Origin of the sequence: Dyella thailandensis (assembly GCF_050749815.1) — a bacterium.
Lineage (GTDB): Bacteria > Pseudomonadota > Gammaproteobacteria > Xanthomonadales > Rhodanobacteraceae > Dyella_A.
Genome location: NZ_CP192735.1, coordinates 18,476 through 33,654, shown reverse-complemented (window position 1 = coordinate 33,654; position 15,179 = coordinate 18,476). Strand labels below are relative to the sequence as shown.

General features: G+C 70.0%; 13 protein-coding genes and 1 pseudogene. 7 read left to right on the top strand and 7 right to left on the bottom strand.

All coding sequences use genetic code 11. The annotated features are described in order from the left end of the window. Positions 1-18: 18 nt before the first annotated feature. Both ACQVBX_RS00135 and ACQVBX_RS00130 read right to left on the bottom strand, forming a co-directional pair. On the bottom strand, positions 19-3,639 hold the full coding sequence (locus ACQVBX_RS00135; protein ID WP_431635875.1) for a two-component regulator propeller domain-containing protein: 3,621 nt from the start codon (positions 3,637-3,639) through the stop codon (positions 19-21). A gap of 89 nt (positions 3,640-3,728) precedes the next feature. Continuing rightward, positions 3,729-7,289, bottom strand: a complete 3,561-nt coding sequence (locus ACQVBX_RS00130; protein ID WP_431635874.1) for a two-component regulator propeller domain-containing protein — start codon at positions 7,287-7,289, stop codon at positions 3,729-3,731. Between the two features lie 236 nt (positions 7,290-7,525). On the opposite strand from ACQVBX_RS00130, the gene ACQVBX_RS00125 reads away from it, so the two are divergent. Genes ACQVBX_RS00125 through ACQVBX_RS00115 form a run of 3 tightly spaced genes read left to right on the top strand, consistent with a single transcriptional unit; the run spans position 7,526 to position 9,284 of the window. After that, the gene (locus ACQVBX_RS00125) at positions 7,526-8,158 is read left to right on the top strand and encodes a YceI family protein (protein ID WP_431635873.1); all 633 of its coding nucleotides are present in this window, start codon (positions 7,526-7,528) and stop codon (positions 8,156-8,158) included. Continuing rightward, a complete protein-coding gene (locus ACQVBX_RS00120) occupies positions 8,155-8,709 on the top strand; it encodes a cytochrome b (RefSeq protein ID WP_431635872.1) in 555 nt (184 codons plus the stop codon). The genes ACQVBX_RS00125 and ACQVBX_RS00120 overlap by 4 nt, the downstream gene beginning before the upstream one ends. A 26-nt stretch (positions 8,710-8,735) precedes the next feature. After that, positions 8,736-9,284 carry a YceI family protein gene (locus tag ACQVBX_RS00115; protein WP_431635871.1) on the top strand — a complete coding sequence of 183 codons (549 nt, stop codon included), beginning with the start codon at positions 8,736-8,738 and terminating at the stop codon, positions 9,282-9,284. 45 nt (positions 9,285-9,329) lie between these two features. Here ACQVBX_RS00115 and ACQVBX_RS00110 read toward each other — a convergent pair whose 3' ends face one another. Together ACQVBX_RS00110 and ACQVBX_RS00105 are read right to left on the bottom strand one after the other, a co-directional pair. Then, positions 9,330-9,482, bottom strand: coding sequence for a hypothetical protein (locus ACQVBX_RS00110; protein ID WP_431635870.1), 153 nt, complete (start codon positions 9,480-9,482; stop codon positions 9,330-9,332). 88 nt (positions 9,483-9,570) lie between these two features. After that, positions 9,571-9,813 carry a glutaredoxin family protein gene (locus ACQVBX_RS00105; protein WP_431635869.1) on the bottom strand — a complete coding sequence of 81 codons (243 nt, stop codon included), beginning with the start codon at positions 9,811-9,813 and terminating at the stop codon, positions 9,571-9,573. Between the two features lie 81 nt (positions 9,814-9,894). On the opposite strand from ACQVBX_RS00105, the gene ACQVBX_RS00100 reads away from it, so the two are divergent. Continuing rightward, on the top strand, positions 9,895-11,277 hold the full coding sequence (locus ACQVBX_RS00100; protein ID WP_431635868.1) for an L-serine ammonia-lyase: 1,383 nt from the start codon (positions 9,895-9,897) through the stop codon (positions 11,275-11,277). A 70-nt stretch (positions 11,278-11,347) separates the two neighbouring features. Here the strand turns inward: ACQVBX_RS00100 and ACQVBX_RS00095 are convergent, their stop codons facing one another. The 3 genes and pseudogenes from ACQVBX_RS00095 to ACQVBX_RS00085 all read right to left on the bottom strand — a co-directional run bounded on the left by ACQVBX_RS00095 (position 11,348) and on the right by ACQVBX_RS00085 (position 12,340). Next, entirely contained in the window at positions 11,348-11,494 is a 147-nt protein-coding gene (locus ACQVBX_RS00095) for a hypothetical protein (protein ID WP_431638229.1), read from the bottom strand. Positions 11,495-11,537: 43 nt separating this feature from the next. After that, positions 11,538-11,609: pseudogene (locus ACQVBX_RS00090) on the bottom strand (cupin domain-containing protein); the annotation flags it as partial. Between the two features lie 251 nt (positions 11,610-11,860). After that, positions 11,861-12,340, bottom strand: coding sequence for a carboxymuconolactone decarboxylase family protein (locus ACQVBX_RS00085; RefSeq protein ID WP_431635867.1), 480 nt, complete (start codon positions 12,338-12,340; stop codon positions 11,861-11,863). A 271-nt stretch (positions 12,341-12,611) separates the two neighbouring features. Between ACQVBX_RS00085 and ACQVBX_RS00080 the strand changes: the two genes are divergently transcribed. The 3 genes from ACQVBX_RS00080 to ACQVBX_RS00070 all read left to right on the top strand — a co-directional run bounded on the left by ACQVBX_RS00080 (position 12,612) and on the right by ACQVBX_RS00070 (position 15,171). Further along, entirely contained in the window at positions 12,612-13,652 is a 1,041-nt protein-coding gene (locus ACQVBX_RS00080; protein ID WP_431635866.1) for a LysR substrate-binding domain-containing protein, read from the top strand. Between the two features lie 128 nt (positions 13,653-13,780). Then, positions 13,781-14,557 carry an SDR family oxidoreductase gene (locus ACQVBX_RS00075; protein WP_431635865.1) on the top strand — a complete coding sequence of 259 codons (777 nt, stop codon included), beginning with the start codon at positions 13,781-13,783 and terminating at the stop codon, positions 14,555-14,557. Beyond that, positions 14,554-15,171, top strand: a complete 618-nt coding sequence (locus tag ACQVBX_RS00070; RefSeq protein ID WP_431635864.1) for a glutathione S-transferase family protein — start codon at positions 14,554-14,556, stop codon at positions 15,169-15,171. The genes ACQVBX_RS00075 and ACQVBX_RS00070 overlap by 4 nt, the downstream gene beginning before the upstream one ends. Positions 15,172-15,179 lie beyond the last annotated feature (8 nt).

Sequence of the window (15,179 nt, the reverse complement as noted above, 5' to 3'; positions counted from 1 at the left end):
GGGCGCCGGCGATGGCGCTCAGCTGGCCGGGCCGGCGATGGTTTCCTCGCGCGGCAACTGCACCAGCACCGACTCGATGACATCGGCCAGCTGCGCGCCGGAAATCGGCTTGCGCGCGAACCCGTCCATGCCCGCGGCGCGTGCGCGCGCCTCCTCGTCGCCACCGGAGCGCGCGGTAATCGCCACGATCGCCAGGTGCTCGCCGGCAGCTTCGCGCTGGCGCACCATCCGCGCCACCTGGAAACCGTCCACGCCGGGCAGGTCCAGATCCAGCAGCATCAGGTCGAAGCGCGCATTGCTCAGTTCGGCCAGCGCACCCAGGCCGTGGGTGACGTAGGTGACTCGATGCCCCTGCGCCTGCAGCAGGCCGCGAATCACCGCCGCCACGATGGCGTCGTCCTCCACCAGCAGCACGCGGCATGCCGGCACCCGCGCCCGCTCGCCCGGCGCCGCCGGCATCGCCGACTCGACGGTCGATTCCTCGGCGGCCTCCGGCAACGGCAGCCGCACGCGGAACGTGCTGCCCTGCGCCAGGCGCGATTCCAGTTCGATCGAGCCGCCCATCAGGGTCACCAGCTCGCGGCAGATCGCCAGCCCCAGTCCGCTGCCGGCGCGACGCTGCGGACCGTCCTCCTGCTCGAAGCGCTGGAACAGCCGCGACTGGCTGGCCTCGGGAATGCCCGGGCCGGTGTCGCTGACGCTGAACTCCACGTCGCCGTGGCGGCGGCGCGCACTCAAGGTGACCTTGCCGCGCTCGGTGAACTTCACCGCGTTGCCGGTGAGGTTGAGCAGGATCTGCTTGATGCGCGTGGCGTCGCCCAGCAGCGCCGGCGGCAGATCAGCCGACGCTTCCAGCGTGAAGCCGATGCGCTTGCCCTGCACCTGGGCGAGCGTGAGCCGGGCCACGTCCTGCAGCAGTTCGCGCGGGTCGAACGGCGCGGGCTCCAGCTCGAAGCGGCCGGCCTCGATGCGGGCCAGGTCGAGCGCGTCGTTGAGCAGCTTGAGCAGCATCGCGCCGGAGCGCTGCATCGCGTGCGCGTAGTCGTTCTGGTCCGCCCGCAGCGGCGTGGCGAGCAATAGCTCGGCCATGCCCATCACGCCGGTCATCGGCGTGCGGATCTCGTGGCTGAGCGTGGCGAGGAAGCGCGTCTTGGCGGCGCTCGCCGCCTCGGCGAGCTGGCGCTGCTGCTCGGAGAGATCGAAACGGTGCCGCTGGGCCAGGCGCCGCTGCCACAGGGCGAGCACGAACATCGCCAGCAGCCCGGCGGCAATGGCGTACGCCAGCCAGGCCCACCAGCGTTCCCACGGCGGCGCGTCGACGTGGATGCGCAGCGGATGCGCCAGCGTGATCCAGCGGCCGTCGGCGCCGGCCGCCATCACCTCGAGCCGGTAGTCGCCCGCCGTGAGGCCGGCGAATTCGCGCTCGCCGCGGTGATCGACATCGACCCAGCCCGGATCGAGCCCGACCATGCGGAAGCGGTAGCGGTTGGCGGCCGGGTCGACGTACGACACCAGCCGCGCCACCACGCTCACTTCGCGGTCGCGCCAGTCGACGCTCAGCGTGCCGTCCGGTGGCAGCTCGTGCAGCTTGCCGTGGCGGCGCACGCGCACGCCGGTGATCGCCAGCAGCGGCGGCGTGCCTTGCTGGTCGCCGATCAGGTCCGGGTTGAATCCCACCACGCCGCCGAAGGTGGGCGCGTAGATGGTGCCGTCCTCCAGGCGGCTGTAGCCGCGGAAGAATTCGCCGTTGGCCAGGCCGTCCTGCAGGCCCATCACGCGGAAGCGGCCGCTGTCCGGATCGAACCGCCACAGCCCGTCGCTGCCGAAGATCCACACCCGCTTGTGCGCGTCGATGCGCAGGTCGACCACGTTGATCGACGGCCAGCCCTCGGCGGCGCCCACGCGGCGGTCCAGCTGCAGCCCGTCGGGCACGCGCCGGTAGTGCTCCAGTCCGTCCGGCCGCGCCAGCCAGAAGCCATCGGACGAGGTATCGAAGGCGTCGACGGCGCGGTCGTTGTCCACGCCCGGCACCGGCTCGAACTGGTCCCGCGCCGGATCGAGCCGGTACAGGCCGCCGTCGCCGGCGTACCAGAACACGCCGAAGCGCAGGGTCATCTGGCTACCCCAGCGCGCGCGATCGTTGCCGCCGTCGATCGCTACCGGCGTCACCGCCAGGGTGTGCGGATCGATGCGGAATAGGCCCTGGTTGAAGGTGCGCACGTATAGCCGTCCCGCCGGGCCGGCCTCGACCTCCAGCGGCGTGCGCAGCGCCGCCTGATCGGGATCGACGCGGTCCAGCTGGCCGTCGCGGTAGCGGTACAGCGCGCCCTTGGTGGCGATCCACAGATTGTGGTCGGCGTCTTCAGTCATGCCCTGCACGTCGCCGCGCAGTCCCGACAGCACGTGCTGCACGCGCCCGGTGGACGGCTCAAGCTTGTCCACCCGGCCGCCGCGCTCGCCCACCCACAGCATTCCGTCGCGCGCCCGCGCCATCGCCGTGGCCATCGAATCGCGCAGGCTGTCCGGGTCGTCGGGGATGTGCGTGTAGCGGCTCATGCCATGCCAGCCGGGCGCCAGGTAGGCCACGCCGCCGTCGAACAGCGCGAACCACAGCCCACCCTCGCGATCGACGGTGATCTTCCACACCCAGCTGCCGGGCAGGTTGCCGTACATCACCGGCTTGTCGATCACCGCGATCAGCGGCGCGTGCGGGCGCTGCTGCAGGTACAGGCCCTTCTGCGTGCCGATCCACAGGCGCCCGGCGCGATCGCGCGCGCTCGTCATGATGTTGGTATCGGGCAGACCCGGCGTATCGAACGGGCGCGCCACGTCGTCCGCGCCGACCAGGAACAGCCCGTGGCTGGCGGAAATGCGGATCTCGTCGTCGCCCGCGTTGCCGTCGATCGACCAGGCATCGATCAGCACACCCGGATCGGCGGCACGGATGCGCCGGATGCGACCGTCCGGATCGCGCCGGAACACGCCGTGCGAACTGCCGATCCACAGCCGGTCATGCCGATCGACAAACAGCGCAGCCACCGCACCGAAATGATCCGGCTCGCCGTCGTCGCGCGGCGGGCTGGGCACGTGGTCGAAATGGCGGCCGTCCGCGCGCATGCGATCCAGGCCTTCCTCGGTACCGACCCACAGCGTGCCGTCGGCGGTCTGCGCCATCGTCCACACCTTGTCGATCGCCAGGCTCGCCGGGTCCGACGGATCGTGCGCCCAGTGCATGAAGCCGCCGCTGGCCGGGTCGTAGCGGTTCAGGCCCGCCTCCAGGCCGCTGGTCCACAGCCGGCCCTGGCGATCCACCAGCAGCCCGCCCACCGTGTTGTGCGGCAGCGAGGTGGGGTCGCCGGCCACATGGTGGAACACCTGGAACTGCACGCCGTCATAGCGCGCCAGCCCGCCCTTGGTGCCGAACCACATGACGCCGCTGGCGTCCTGCACCACGGCGTAGACGCTGCTGCTGGGCAGGCCCTCGGCGGTGCCGTAACGGCGGAACTGCGGCGTGGGCAGCGCACCGCCCAGGGCAGCCGAAGCCGCGGCCGGGGGCGCCGCGGCAGGCGGCGCGGCGGCGGCCGTCGGGGCAGCCAGGCCGGCCAGCAGGCCGATGGCCCATACCAGCGGTAGAAACATGCGATCCCCTTGCGCCATCCCAGCCATGGCGCCGCCGATGATGCCAAAACCAGCGCGCAAAGGCCCGCGTCGCGGCGGCGCGTGGGGCGTCACACCGGCAGTGCGGCCGCCGCGATCGCCACTTCCATCGCGCGAGCCAGTTGTTCTCCGGAGAGCGGCTTGCGCAGAAAGTGATCCATGCCCGCCTCGCGACTGCGCTGCTCCTCATCGCCGCCGGAGCGCGCGGTGATCGCCACGATCGGCAGGCGATCGCCCGCCGGCTCGCGCTGGCGGATCATCCGCGCCAGCTGGAAGCCGTCCACGCCGGGCAGGTCCAGGTCCAGCAGCAGCACGTCGAACGGACCCGCATCGAGCTCGACCAGCGCACTGAGCCCGTTGCCCACATGCGTGACCACGTGCCCCTGGCGTTCGAGCAGCCCGCGGATCACCGCCGCCACGGTGACGTCGTCTTCCACCAGCAGCACGTGCAGCACGCGCAGGCTCATCGACGGCGGCGCGGCGCCGGGCACGGGCGAAGACAATGACCGCAGCGGCAGCCGCACACGGAACGTACTGCCATGCGCCAGGCGCGACTCCAGCTCGATCGAGCCGCCCATCAGGGTCACCAGCTCGCGGCAGATCGCCAGGCCCAGCCCGCTGCCGGCGCGGCGCTGCGGGCTGTCCTCCTGCTCGAAGCGCTGGAACAGGCGCGACTGGCTGGCCTCCGGGATACCCGGGCCGGTGTCGGCCACGCTGAACATCACACCGTCGGCCGTGCGCTGCGCCCCGAGCGTGACCTTGCCGCGCTCGGTGAACTTCACCGCATTGGTGACCAGGTTGAGCAGGATCTGCTCGATCCGCAGCGCATCGCCGAGCAGCGAGCTCGGCAGGTCAGGCGCCAGCTCCAGCGCGAAGGCGATGCCCTTGCTGCGCGCCTGCCCGGCGACCAGTCGTGCCACGTCGTCGAGCAACTGCCGCGGGTCGAACGGCGCCGGCTCCAGCACGAAGCGGCCGGCCTCGATGCGCGCCAGGTCGAGCGCATCGTTGAGCAGCTTCAGCAGCATCGTGCCGGAGCGCTGCATGGCGTGCGCGTAATCGCTCTGGTCCGGCCGCAGCGGGGTGGTGAGCAAGAGCTCGGCCATGCCGATCACGCCGGTCATCGGCGTGCGGATCTCGTGGCTGAGCGTGGCCAGGAACTGCGTCTTCGCCGCGTTGGCCTGCTCGGCCAGATGGCGCTGCTGCTCGGCCAGCTGGATACGGTGGCGCTGCGCCAGGCGACGGCGCCAGGCCAATGCGACCGCGGCGGCCAGCGCCCCTGCGATCACCGCGTAAGCCAGCCATGCCCACCAGCGGTCCCACGGTGGAGCATCGACATGGATCGCCAGCGGCGTGGCCAACGTGCCCCACGTGCCGCCCGGTGCGGCGGCCATCACCTGAAGGGTGTAGTCGCCGGCGCCGAGCCCGGCGAACTCGCGCTCGCCGTGCGGGCCGACATCCACCCAGCCGCTGTCGAAACCGTCGAGACGGAAGCGGAAGCGGTTGCCCGCGGGATTGACGTACGAGGAGGCGCGCGCCACCACGTGCAGGTCGCGGTCGCGCCAGCCCAGCGTCAGCGGCTGACCGTCCACCGGCAACGCTCGCTCGGCGCCCTGCCGACGCACGCTCACCGCACTGAGAAACACGTTTGGCGCCACGATGGCCGGCGGGCGCGCCGCCAGCCGCTCGGGACTGAAGCCGACCACGCCGCCCTTGGTGGCGCCGTAGATCATGCCGTTGGTCAGCATCGCCGTGCGGTCGTTGTTGAACTCGCCCTGCAGCAGGCCATCCTGCGGCCCGAACCGGGTGAACGCGCCGGAGCTCGGGTCGAAACGCCACAGGCCCTGTGCCGCAAACAACCACAGGCGATCCTCGCGATCGGCCCGCATGCCGAGGATGTCGCGGCGCTGCCATTCGGCCGGCACCGCCACCACGCGATCGCTCACCGCGCGGCCGTTGGCGTAGCGGTAATGCTCCAGGCCGTTCTCCCAGGCCAGCCAGAAGCCCGTGTGGTCGAAGGCCACGGCCATCACGAAGCGCTGCGGCACGCCCTCGACGAACACCATGCGATGGCGGTCGCGGTCCAGCCGCATCAGGCCGGCGGCGCTGGCGTACCACGGGTCGCCATCGTGCGTCGCGAACACCGAGACGATGCCGGCATCGGGCGCGTCCGGCATCGGCACCGGGGTGATCTCGCGAGTGCGGACGTCGATCGCGAAGATGCCTTCGCCCCACGCCGCCACGTAGACGTGGCCATCGTCCGAATAGACCAGGCGGGTGGGTCGCGTCAGCCCGACGGGCGCGGTGTCCACCGGCTGCACCTGGTCGCCCTGCACCACGTACAGCGCGCCCTGGCCGGCCGCCCACAGGTGCCCTTGCGGATCTTCCACCATCGAGATCAACGACTCGGGCATGTGCGCCACCACATGCTCGACCGCGCCGGTGGCCGGATCGAGCTTGTCGATGCCGCCGACCTCGCCCACCCACAGCCGGTTGTCGCGGCTGCCAACCACGACTTCGGCCGCGGTGGTGGCGAGGCTGGTCGGGTCGTCCGGCACATGGGTCATGCGGCTGAAGCCGTCCCAGCCGGGGCCGAGGTAGGCGGCCCCGCCATCGGCCACGGCAAACCACAGGCCGCCTTCGCGGTCACGCGTGATCTGCCAGACGCCGTCGGCCGGCAGGCCGCCGGGCAGCAGCGAGTGGCCGGTAAACATGCGGCCGTTGCCGTCGCCGTCATCCAGCCATGCGCCGTTTAGCGTGCCCACCCACAACCGGCCCCGTGCATCGCGCACGCTGCTCATCGAGCGCAGCCCGGTGAGCCGGGCGGAAATCGGGCGCGCCACGCCGTCGGGGCCGATGCGCAGCAGGCCGCCGCTGGTCGCTACCCGCACCTCGTCGCCGCCGCCTTCGATCCGCCAGATCTTGCTGAGGTCACCGTGGAACGCGGGATCGACCGGCACCCGCCGCAATGCGCCGTCCGGACTGCGCAGGTAGATGCCGCGCTCGCTGCCGATCCACAGCCGGCCGTTGTCCTCGGCCAGCAACGCGCGGGTGGGACCGAAGCCGCGCGGCGCGAGGTCCGGCGGCAGCGTGGTGTCGGTCATGTGCTCGAAGTGGCGGCCGTCGCTGCGCAGGCGATCAAGGCCGTCCTGGGTGGCCACCCACAGCCGGCCGTCGGGCGTCTGCGCGATCGACCACACCTCATCGTGCGCGAGGCTCGCCGGGTCGGCGTCGTCGTGCTGCCAGTTGGTGAAGCCGTCGCTGGCCGGCTCATAGCGGCTCAGTCCGCCCGATACGCCGCCGGCCCAGAGCCGACCGCTGTGATCGACGTACAGCGTGTAGACCTGGTTGTTCGGCAGCGAGTGCGGATCGTCCACGTCGTGGCGGAACACGGTGAAGCCGACGCCGTCGTAGCGGCCGATGCCACCGGTGGTGCCAAACCACATCGCGCCCTGGTGATCCTGTACCACCGTGTAGACCATCGGCCCCGGCAGGCCATCGGCCAGGCCGTAGCGGCGGAACTGGGGCGTGGCCAACGGCTGGGCCGTCTGGGCCGGTGGCGCGGCGGGTGCGGCGCTGCCGCTCGCCATGGGCGTGGCGAACGCCAACATCAGTCCCAGCAACCACGACACCATGAGCCATCCCCCTGCGGACACGCGCGACCCGATCCGGTCGAAACCGGCGGCCGTCAGCGCCGTCAAATGCGGCGCGAGCGCACGATCATGCCAAAAAACGCCGGCGGCCGATCTATCAGAGATTCCTAGCGTCGGCGCGCTGGCTTGCCGCAGCGGCCACCAGGGGTGCGCCAGCGAGACAATCTGTTCCACCCGACGCGCTGGCACCGTCATCGCTCTTCGGCCAGACTTTCGTCATGACGTTGCGCCTGCCCGCATGGATCATCCTCGCCGCCCTTGCGCTCGGTGCCGCTGCGCCCGCACGCGCGGGCAGCGAGAGCTACCGCTTCGACACCGTGCACAGCCAGGTGCTCTTCAACATCACCCACGACGGCTATTCGCGGCCGTGGGGGCGCCTGCACATCGCCCGCGGCTGGCTGCGCTTCGATCCCGACCACTGGGAAAACTCCGCCACCGAGCTGGACATCGACCTCGACAGCCTGGACATGGGCGACGCGGACTGGAACCAGGCCGTGCTCAAGCCTTCGCTGCTCGATGCGACCGGCCACCGCTATGCCCACTTCGTCAGCCGCTCGGTCGAGCGCACCGACGACAGCCACGGCGTGATCCACGGCCAGCTCACCCTGCGCGGGGTGACGAAGGCAGTGGATGTGCCGTTCCAATTCAACCGCCTCGCCCGCACCGTCTACGGTCTGCACACCGTGGCTGGCTTCTCGGCCACCGCCGCGCTGGATCGACGCGACTTCGGCATCACCGCGTTCGCCAACTCCATCGGCGACCAGGTGCTGGTGCGCATGGAGATCGAGGCGATCCGCGACGACGGCGCGGCACCGGCCACCGCTTCTTCCTCCACCCAGGGATCACCATGAGCCTGCGCAGTACCGACCGCCAGTGGGGCAGCGTCGCGAAGTTCTTCCACTGGATCATGGCGCTGGCCATCCTGGTCAACGGCGTGTGGGGCCTGCTGATGACCGACATGACGCCGTCGATGAGCAAGATCAGCGTGTACGCCTGGCACAAGTCGATCGGCCTCACGGTGCTGGCGCTGTTCGCGCTGCGGCTCGTGTGGCGCGCGTTCGATCGTCGCCCCAAGGACGAGCCCGGCCCGCGCTGGCAGCAACTGGCGGCGCACGCGGTGCACGGCGTGCTCTACCTGATGATCGTGGCGCTGCCGCTCACCGGCTGGTGGTTCAACTCGCTGCGCGGCTTCCCGCTGCAGTACTTCAAGCTGTTCAACCTGCCGGCCATCGCTGGCAAGAACGAAGACCTCGCCCATCTCGCCCACGAAGCCCACGAGCTCCTGTTCTGGGCGCTGCTGCTGGTGCTGGTGGCGCACGTCGGCGCCGCGCTCAAGCACCACGTGTTCGACAACGACAACGTGCTGCGCCGGATGCTGCCGTTCGGCCGTCCTCGCAACTGATGCCCTTCCCCCAAAGGAGATCGACCATGACGCGTCTCGCCCTGCTCCTGTGCGCCCTCGCCCTGCCCGGTCTCGCCAGCGCCGCCGACTACACCGTGCAGAGCGCCGGCAGCACGCTCGCCTTCCACGGCAACTTCCAGGGCTCCGGCTTCGACGGCCACTTCGAGAAGTTCGATGCCGCCATCGCCTACGACGCCGCGCATCTCGACGCGTCGAAGTTCGACGTCACCGTGGACCTCGCCAGCGCCAAGACCGGCGACAACGACCGCGACACCGCCCTGCCCGGCAGCGACTTCTTCGACGTCGCCCAATTTCCCAAGGCGCACTTCGTCACCACCGCGTTCCATCGCAACGGCAACACCGTCACCGCCGACGGCAACCTCACCTTGCACGGCGTGACCAAGCCGGTGAGCCTCACGGTGGACTTCAAGCCGACCACCGCCGGCGCCACGCTGGACGTGAAGGGCGCGCTGAAGCGGCTGGAGTTCGGCGTGGGCGGTGGCGACTACGCCGACACCTCGGTGATCGCCGACGAGGTCACGGTCACCGCGCATCTGAACCTGATCGCGAAATAACAGACCGCCGCCAACGCGTCGGTGCGATGGCTGCAACGACGCGCGCTAGCGAGCGGACGGTCCCGCTGGGTTCGACGAAGCCGGTGCGGTTTCCGGGCGTGGCTCCTCGTGGATCGCGGCGCGGTAGAAGCCCACGGCGATGATCACCAGCAGCGCGATGACGAAAACGATCCAGGCAGTGCGGCGTGACCATTTCATGGCGGCGGGGCCGGTTGATCGGGACGATCCACTCTGATCGCCACGGCGTGTCGATCGCGTGGATGGGTGGCCGCCCGCGGCCGATTCGTTAGCCGCCGGTGGTAGGCGCCAGAAAACGTCGCACCGCCGCCGCATCGAACGGCCAGTCCAGCTCGCGGCCGTCGCGCGTGTCGCGCAGCACCGGCACGCGGGTGCCGTAGCGCGCTTCCAGTTCAGCGCTGTCGTCCACCCATTCGCTTTCGAAATCCGGCGCGCGCGCCTCGGCCATCACGGCCAGTGCCTGATCGCACAGGTGGCAGTAGTCGCGCTGGTAAAGGATCAGGTGGCTCATCAACACACGCGGGCGTACAGACGCCGGGCCGGCAGGAGCGCCTAGAATAGCGGCCCTTCCCCACTCTTCCGCAGCGCATTCATGGCCGTCAGCGTTTTCGACCTCTTCAAGATCGGTATCGGTCCCTCGTCCTCGCACACGGTCGGACCGATGCGTGCCGCCGCACGCTTTGGCGAGCGCTGGCTGGAAGAGAAGGGCGTGCTCAACCGCGTGACGCGCGTGCGCGCCGAACTGTTCGGCTCGCTGGCGATGACCGGCCGCGGCCACGGCACGGACAAGGCGGTGCTGCTGGGGCTGGAAGGCGCGCACCCGGACTCGGTCGATCCGGACACGATTCCCGACACGCTGGCGCGCATCCGCAAGACCCACCGCATCCGCCTGCTCGGCAAGCACGAGATCGTGTTCGACGAGAAGGCCGACCTGGTGTTCAACAAGCGCCAGAAGCTGCCGTTCCACACCAACGGCATGCGTTTCTCTGCCTACGACGCGCAGGGCAACGAGCTGGCCACGCGCGACTACTACTCGGTCGGCGGCGGCTTCGTGGTGAACCACGACGAGGCGGCCGAAGACCGCATCGTTGCGGACACCACTGAACAGCCGTACCCGTTTTCCAGCGGCGACGAACTGCTCAAGCTGTGCGAACAGCACGGCCTGACCATCGCCCAGCTCATGCTGGCCAACGAGAGTGTGTGGCGGCCCGAGGCGGAGACGCGCGCCGGCCTGCTCACCATCTGGCAGGCGATGCAGGATTGCGTGGCGCGCGGCCTGCGCTCGCCCGGCGTGCTGCCCGGTGGGCTGAAGGTGACGCGCCGGGCTCCGGCGATGGCCGAGGATCTGCGCCGCCAGCCCGAGGCCGCACTGAAGGACCCGTTGACCATCCTGGACTGGGTCAATCTCTACGCGCTGGCAGTGAACGAGGAGAACGCCGCCGGTGGTCGCGTGGTCACTGCGCCGACCAACGGCGCGGCCGGCATCGTGCCGGCGGTGCTGATGTACTTCCGCCACTTCTGCGCGCGCTTCGACGAGCACGGCGTGGTCGACTTCCTGCTCACTGCCGCCGCGATCGGCATCCTCTACAAGGAGAACGCTTCGATCTCCGGCGCCGAGGTGGGCTGTCAGGGTGAGGTAGGCGTGGCCTGCTCGATGGCTGCCGGCGGCCTCACCGCGGCACTGGGCGGCAGCATCTGGCAGGTGGAGAACGCCGCCGAGATCGGCATGGAACACAACCTCGGCCTCACCTGCGACCCCATCGGCGGCCTGGTGCAGATCCCCTGCATCGAGCGCAACGCGATGGGCTCGGTGAAGGCGATCAACGCCAGCCGCATGGCGCTCAAGAGCGACGGCAAGCATCGCGTGTCGCTGGACAAGGTGATCGCCACCATGCGCGCCACCGGCCGCGACATGAAGGACAAGTACAAGGAAACCTCGCGCGGCGGCCTCGCGGTGAACGTGATCGAGTGCTGATAGCGATCACGCCCCTGGCGCGTTAGCGAACGCGCCAGGAGTGTGCCGCCAGACGCTGTCGCGCAGGCGCTTACTGCTGCGGAATCAGCACCGGGGCGTGCTGATCCTTCAGGAGGAACACCACGAAGCGGGCCGGCTCGGTCTTGCTGGCGTTGCGACCCACCGTGTGGAGGTCGGCTGGCCCTTCGTGGAAGGTCTGTCCCGGCCCCAACGTCACCGACTTTGCCGTTCAGGCCCATCTCGATGTGGCCCTCGAGCACGTAGACGAAGGCCTCGGCGTTGTGGCGATGGACCGGGTCGACCGAGCCCGGCGGATAGGTCACCAGGATCATCTTGCCTTCCTTGCCCGGGTAGTCCTTCAGCGCCTGGGTCATCAGCTCCGAAACCTGGGCCATCGGTGCGCCCGAGGCGGGCGCGGCGTGATGCGTCTGGTGTGCGGCCACCGTGCCGGTGGCAAGCAGCAACAGCGGTGCGAATGTCTTCAAAATGCGCATGGGCGTGTTCTCTTGAGTGACCCGCGCGGAGCGCAACGGGTCGTGGAAGCGGCGACCGGCACGACCATCGGCGTGCCGGTCGGGAAGCGTCAGGCCAGGCCGGCCTTGTCCAGCCCGTAGGCCTTGTCGGCGGAACCGGGGACGCTGGTGAAGGCGACATTGACGCGGTTCCAGGCGTTGATCGCCATCACCGTGTAGGTGAGCTCGGTGAGTTCCTTCTCGGAAAACTGCTCGCGCACCTGGGCGTAGAGATCGTCCGACACGCCGTGCGGCGGCAGTTGCGTGAGCGCCTCGGTCCAGGCCAGCGCCGCGCGTTCGCGGTCGGAGAACAGCGGCGACTCGCGCCACACCGTCAGGTGATGAATGCGCAGCGGGCGCTCGCCATGAATCAGCGCCTGCTTCACGTGCATGTCCACGCAGAAGGCGCAGCCGTTGAGCTGCGAGGCGCGGATCTCGGCCAGATGGCCGATGGTCGCGCCGACGCCGCCCTGGGCGGCCTGCATGCTGATGGCCACGAGCTTCTTGAACAGTTCGGGGGCCTGCTGCTGGTAGTCGATTCGCTGGGCCATGATTCAAATCCTCGGTAGGTGGGGGATGGGTGGGCGTGGGGGACGTGTGCGTGGGGGGCGAAGACGCAGCTCGCGCTCGGTGACGAGACAGGGCCAGCCTAGGTTCGCGGTGTTCCGCCCGGTAGATCCGGCCACGGGCTCCTCGTGTTTCTGCGCAGGAAACAATCGCGGCGGTGTCACGAATCTCGCGACCCGGACGTCTGATCGGTGGGGCCGGCTGCTGCCGGCATTGAACGCGCCGCTGCTGGCGCCGACCTGACCGGAAACGACGATGAACTCCGACGCCCAAGTCCAACTCAACGGCGCCCAGCAGGACGCACTCGCCGCCACCTTTTCCTCCAGCTATACGGGCGTGGTGGCGTTTATCGCCGTGGCGACCGAAGGCAGCTTCGCCCGCGCCGGCGATCGGCTCGGCATCGGCCGCTCCGCGGTCAGCCGCAGCGTGCAGAAGCTGGAAGCCCAGCTGGGCGCGCGGCTGTTCCAGCGCACCACCCGCCATACCGCGCTGACCCGCGAAGGCGAGCTGTTCTACCGCAACTGCCACCCCGGCGTGGAGCGGATCGTGCAGGCGCTGGAAGACATGCGCGAGCTGCGCGAGGGGCCGCCCCGCGGGCAGCTGCGCATCGCCGCCACGAGTAACTTTGGACGGCGCATCGTGGCGCCGCTGCTGCACGGCTTTCGCGACCGCTATCCGGAGATCGCCATCGACCTGACGCTGGACGACCGCGCCATCGACTTCAGCGCGAACCGGGTCGACCTCGCCTTCCGCGATGGGCGCCTGGAAGACAGCCAGGTGGTGGCCCGGCAGCTCATTCCCATGCCGATGCTGGTCTGCGCGGCACCCACCTACCGGCAATCCCAAGGGCTGCCGCGGCAAGTGGAAGACCTGTCCGCGCACCGCTGCATCACCTCCCGCGCGTCGTCGGGGCGGATGTGCGAGTGGGAGTTCAAAGTGGGCGGGCGGGTGCAGAGGCTCCTGCCCTCGTCGAGCTGGACGTTCAACGACGACGAGCTGGTTTTGCAGGCGGTCCTCGACGGCCACGGCATTGCACAGCTGCCCGGCTATCTGGTCAGCGACCACCTGCGCGCCGGTCGCCTGGTGGCTTGCCTCACGCCGTACGCGCCGGACGATCGCGGGCACTACCTGTGCTACCTGAGCCGGCTGCAGCTGCCCGCGCGGGTGCGCGTGTTCATCGACTACATGATCACCGCCGTGCGCGCGCTGGACCTGGAATGTGCCACCGGCCTCACGCCCATGCCCGACACGACGGCGCGCGCACCACGCGAAGCCGTCGGCACCGACCGCGGCTGATCCGGCCCGGCGATTGGTGCCTCCGGGGCAACACGGTGAGCCCAGCCGCGTTGCTACCGGGCACCGCCGGCCGCGCCTAGCATGCCTTCATCCCGCGCCACTGGCGCCCACGCCCGCGGAGGCTTCCCATGAAATTCGTCGTCATCGGCGGTACCGGACTGATCGGCAGCAAGGTCGTCGAGCGCCTGCGCCGACGCGGGCACGAGGTGGTGGCCGCCGCGCCATCGACCGGCATCAACGCGGTTACCGGGCACGGGCTGGACGCGGCGCTGACGGGCACCGACGTGGTGGTGGACGTGGCCAATTCGCCCTCGTTCGAAGACCAGGCGGTGCTGGCGTTCTTCGAGAACGCGGGCCGCCATCTTGCCGCCGCGGAACAGCGCGCCGGAGTGAAGCATCACGTGGCGCTGTCGGTGGTGGGCACCGGGCGGCCGGCATTTGCTGCGAGCGGCTACATCCGCGCCAAGGCGGCGCAGGAGGCGCTGATCTGCGCGGCCGGCATTCCCTACACCATTGTCCAGGCCACGCAGTTCTTCGAGTTTCTCGGCGCCATCGCCGGCCCGGGCGAGGCGGGCCAGCCGCTGCGCATGTCCAGCGGACTGATGCAGCCCATCGCCGCCGAAGACGTCGCCGCCGCGGTGGCTGATTGCGCGCTGGGCGCACCGGTGCACGGGACGGTGGAAATCGGCGGCCCGCAGCAGGCACCGTTGGCGCAGTGGGTGCAGCGGTTCCTCACCGCCACCGGGGATTCGCGCACGGTCGTGGCGGATCCGCAGGAACCGTATTTCGGCGCAGTGCTGGGAGCCGGCACGCTGCTCCCTGGCGAGGGCGCGATGCTGGGCAGGCAGGACTTCGATACCTGGTTCGCCCGCTGGGTGCGCGATCGCCGCGGAGCGGCGGCGTGAACCTGCACTACCTTCCGGGCGCCTGCTCGCTGGCCGCGCACATCGTGCTCGAGTGGATCGGCGCGCCGTACCGCGCGGTGCAGATCAGCGACGACAGCGCGGAGTGGCCGGCGCACCGCAGGCACGATGAGACAACCCCGGTGCCGATGCTGGAGCACGGCGACTTCGTGCTTCGCGAGAACCTGGCGATCCTCGGCTACCTCGCCGATCTGCATCCCGAGGCGCGGCTGTTCGGTGACGGATCACCGCGCGGGCGCGCCGAGGTGATGCGCTGGCTGGGCCTTCTCGACGGCGATGTGCACAAGGCGTTCCTGCCGTTGCTGCCGGCGTCGTTCTTTCTGGCCAGCCCCCTACCGCTGAGCGCGCCGGCCCAGGGCGCACGGCGCCACCTGCAAGCTTGTCTCGCACGACTCGACGAGGAGCTGGCCGGCCGCGACTGGCTGGTCGGCACGCGTTCGATCGCCGACCCGTACCTGCTGGTGATCCTGCGCTGGGCAGCCGACCTGGACATCGGGTTGTACGGCCTGGAGCATCTGATGCGCTTCGCTCGCCGCATGGAGGACGATCCGGGCGTGCAGGCGGCGATCGTCGCCGAAGAAGGCGTTCTCGCCTGAGGGCGCTC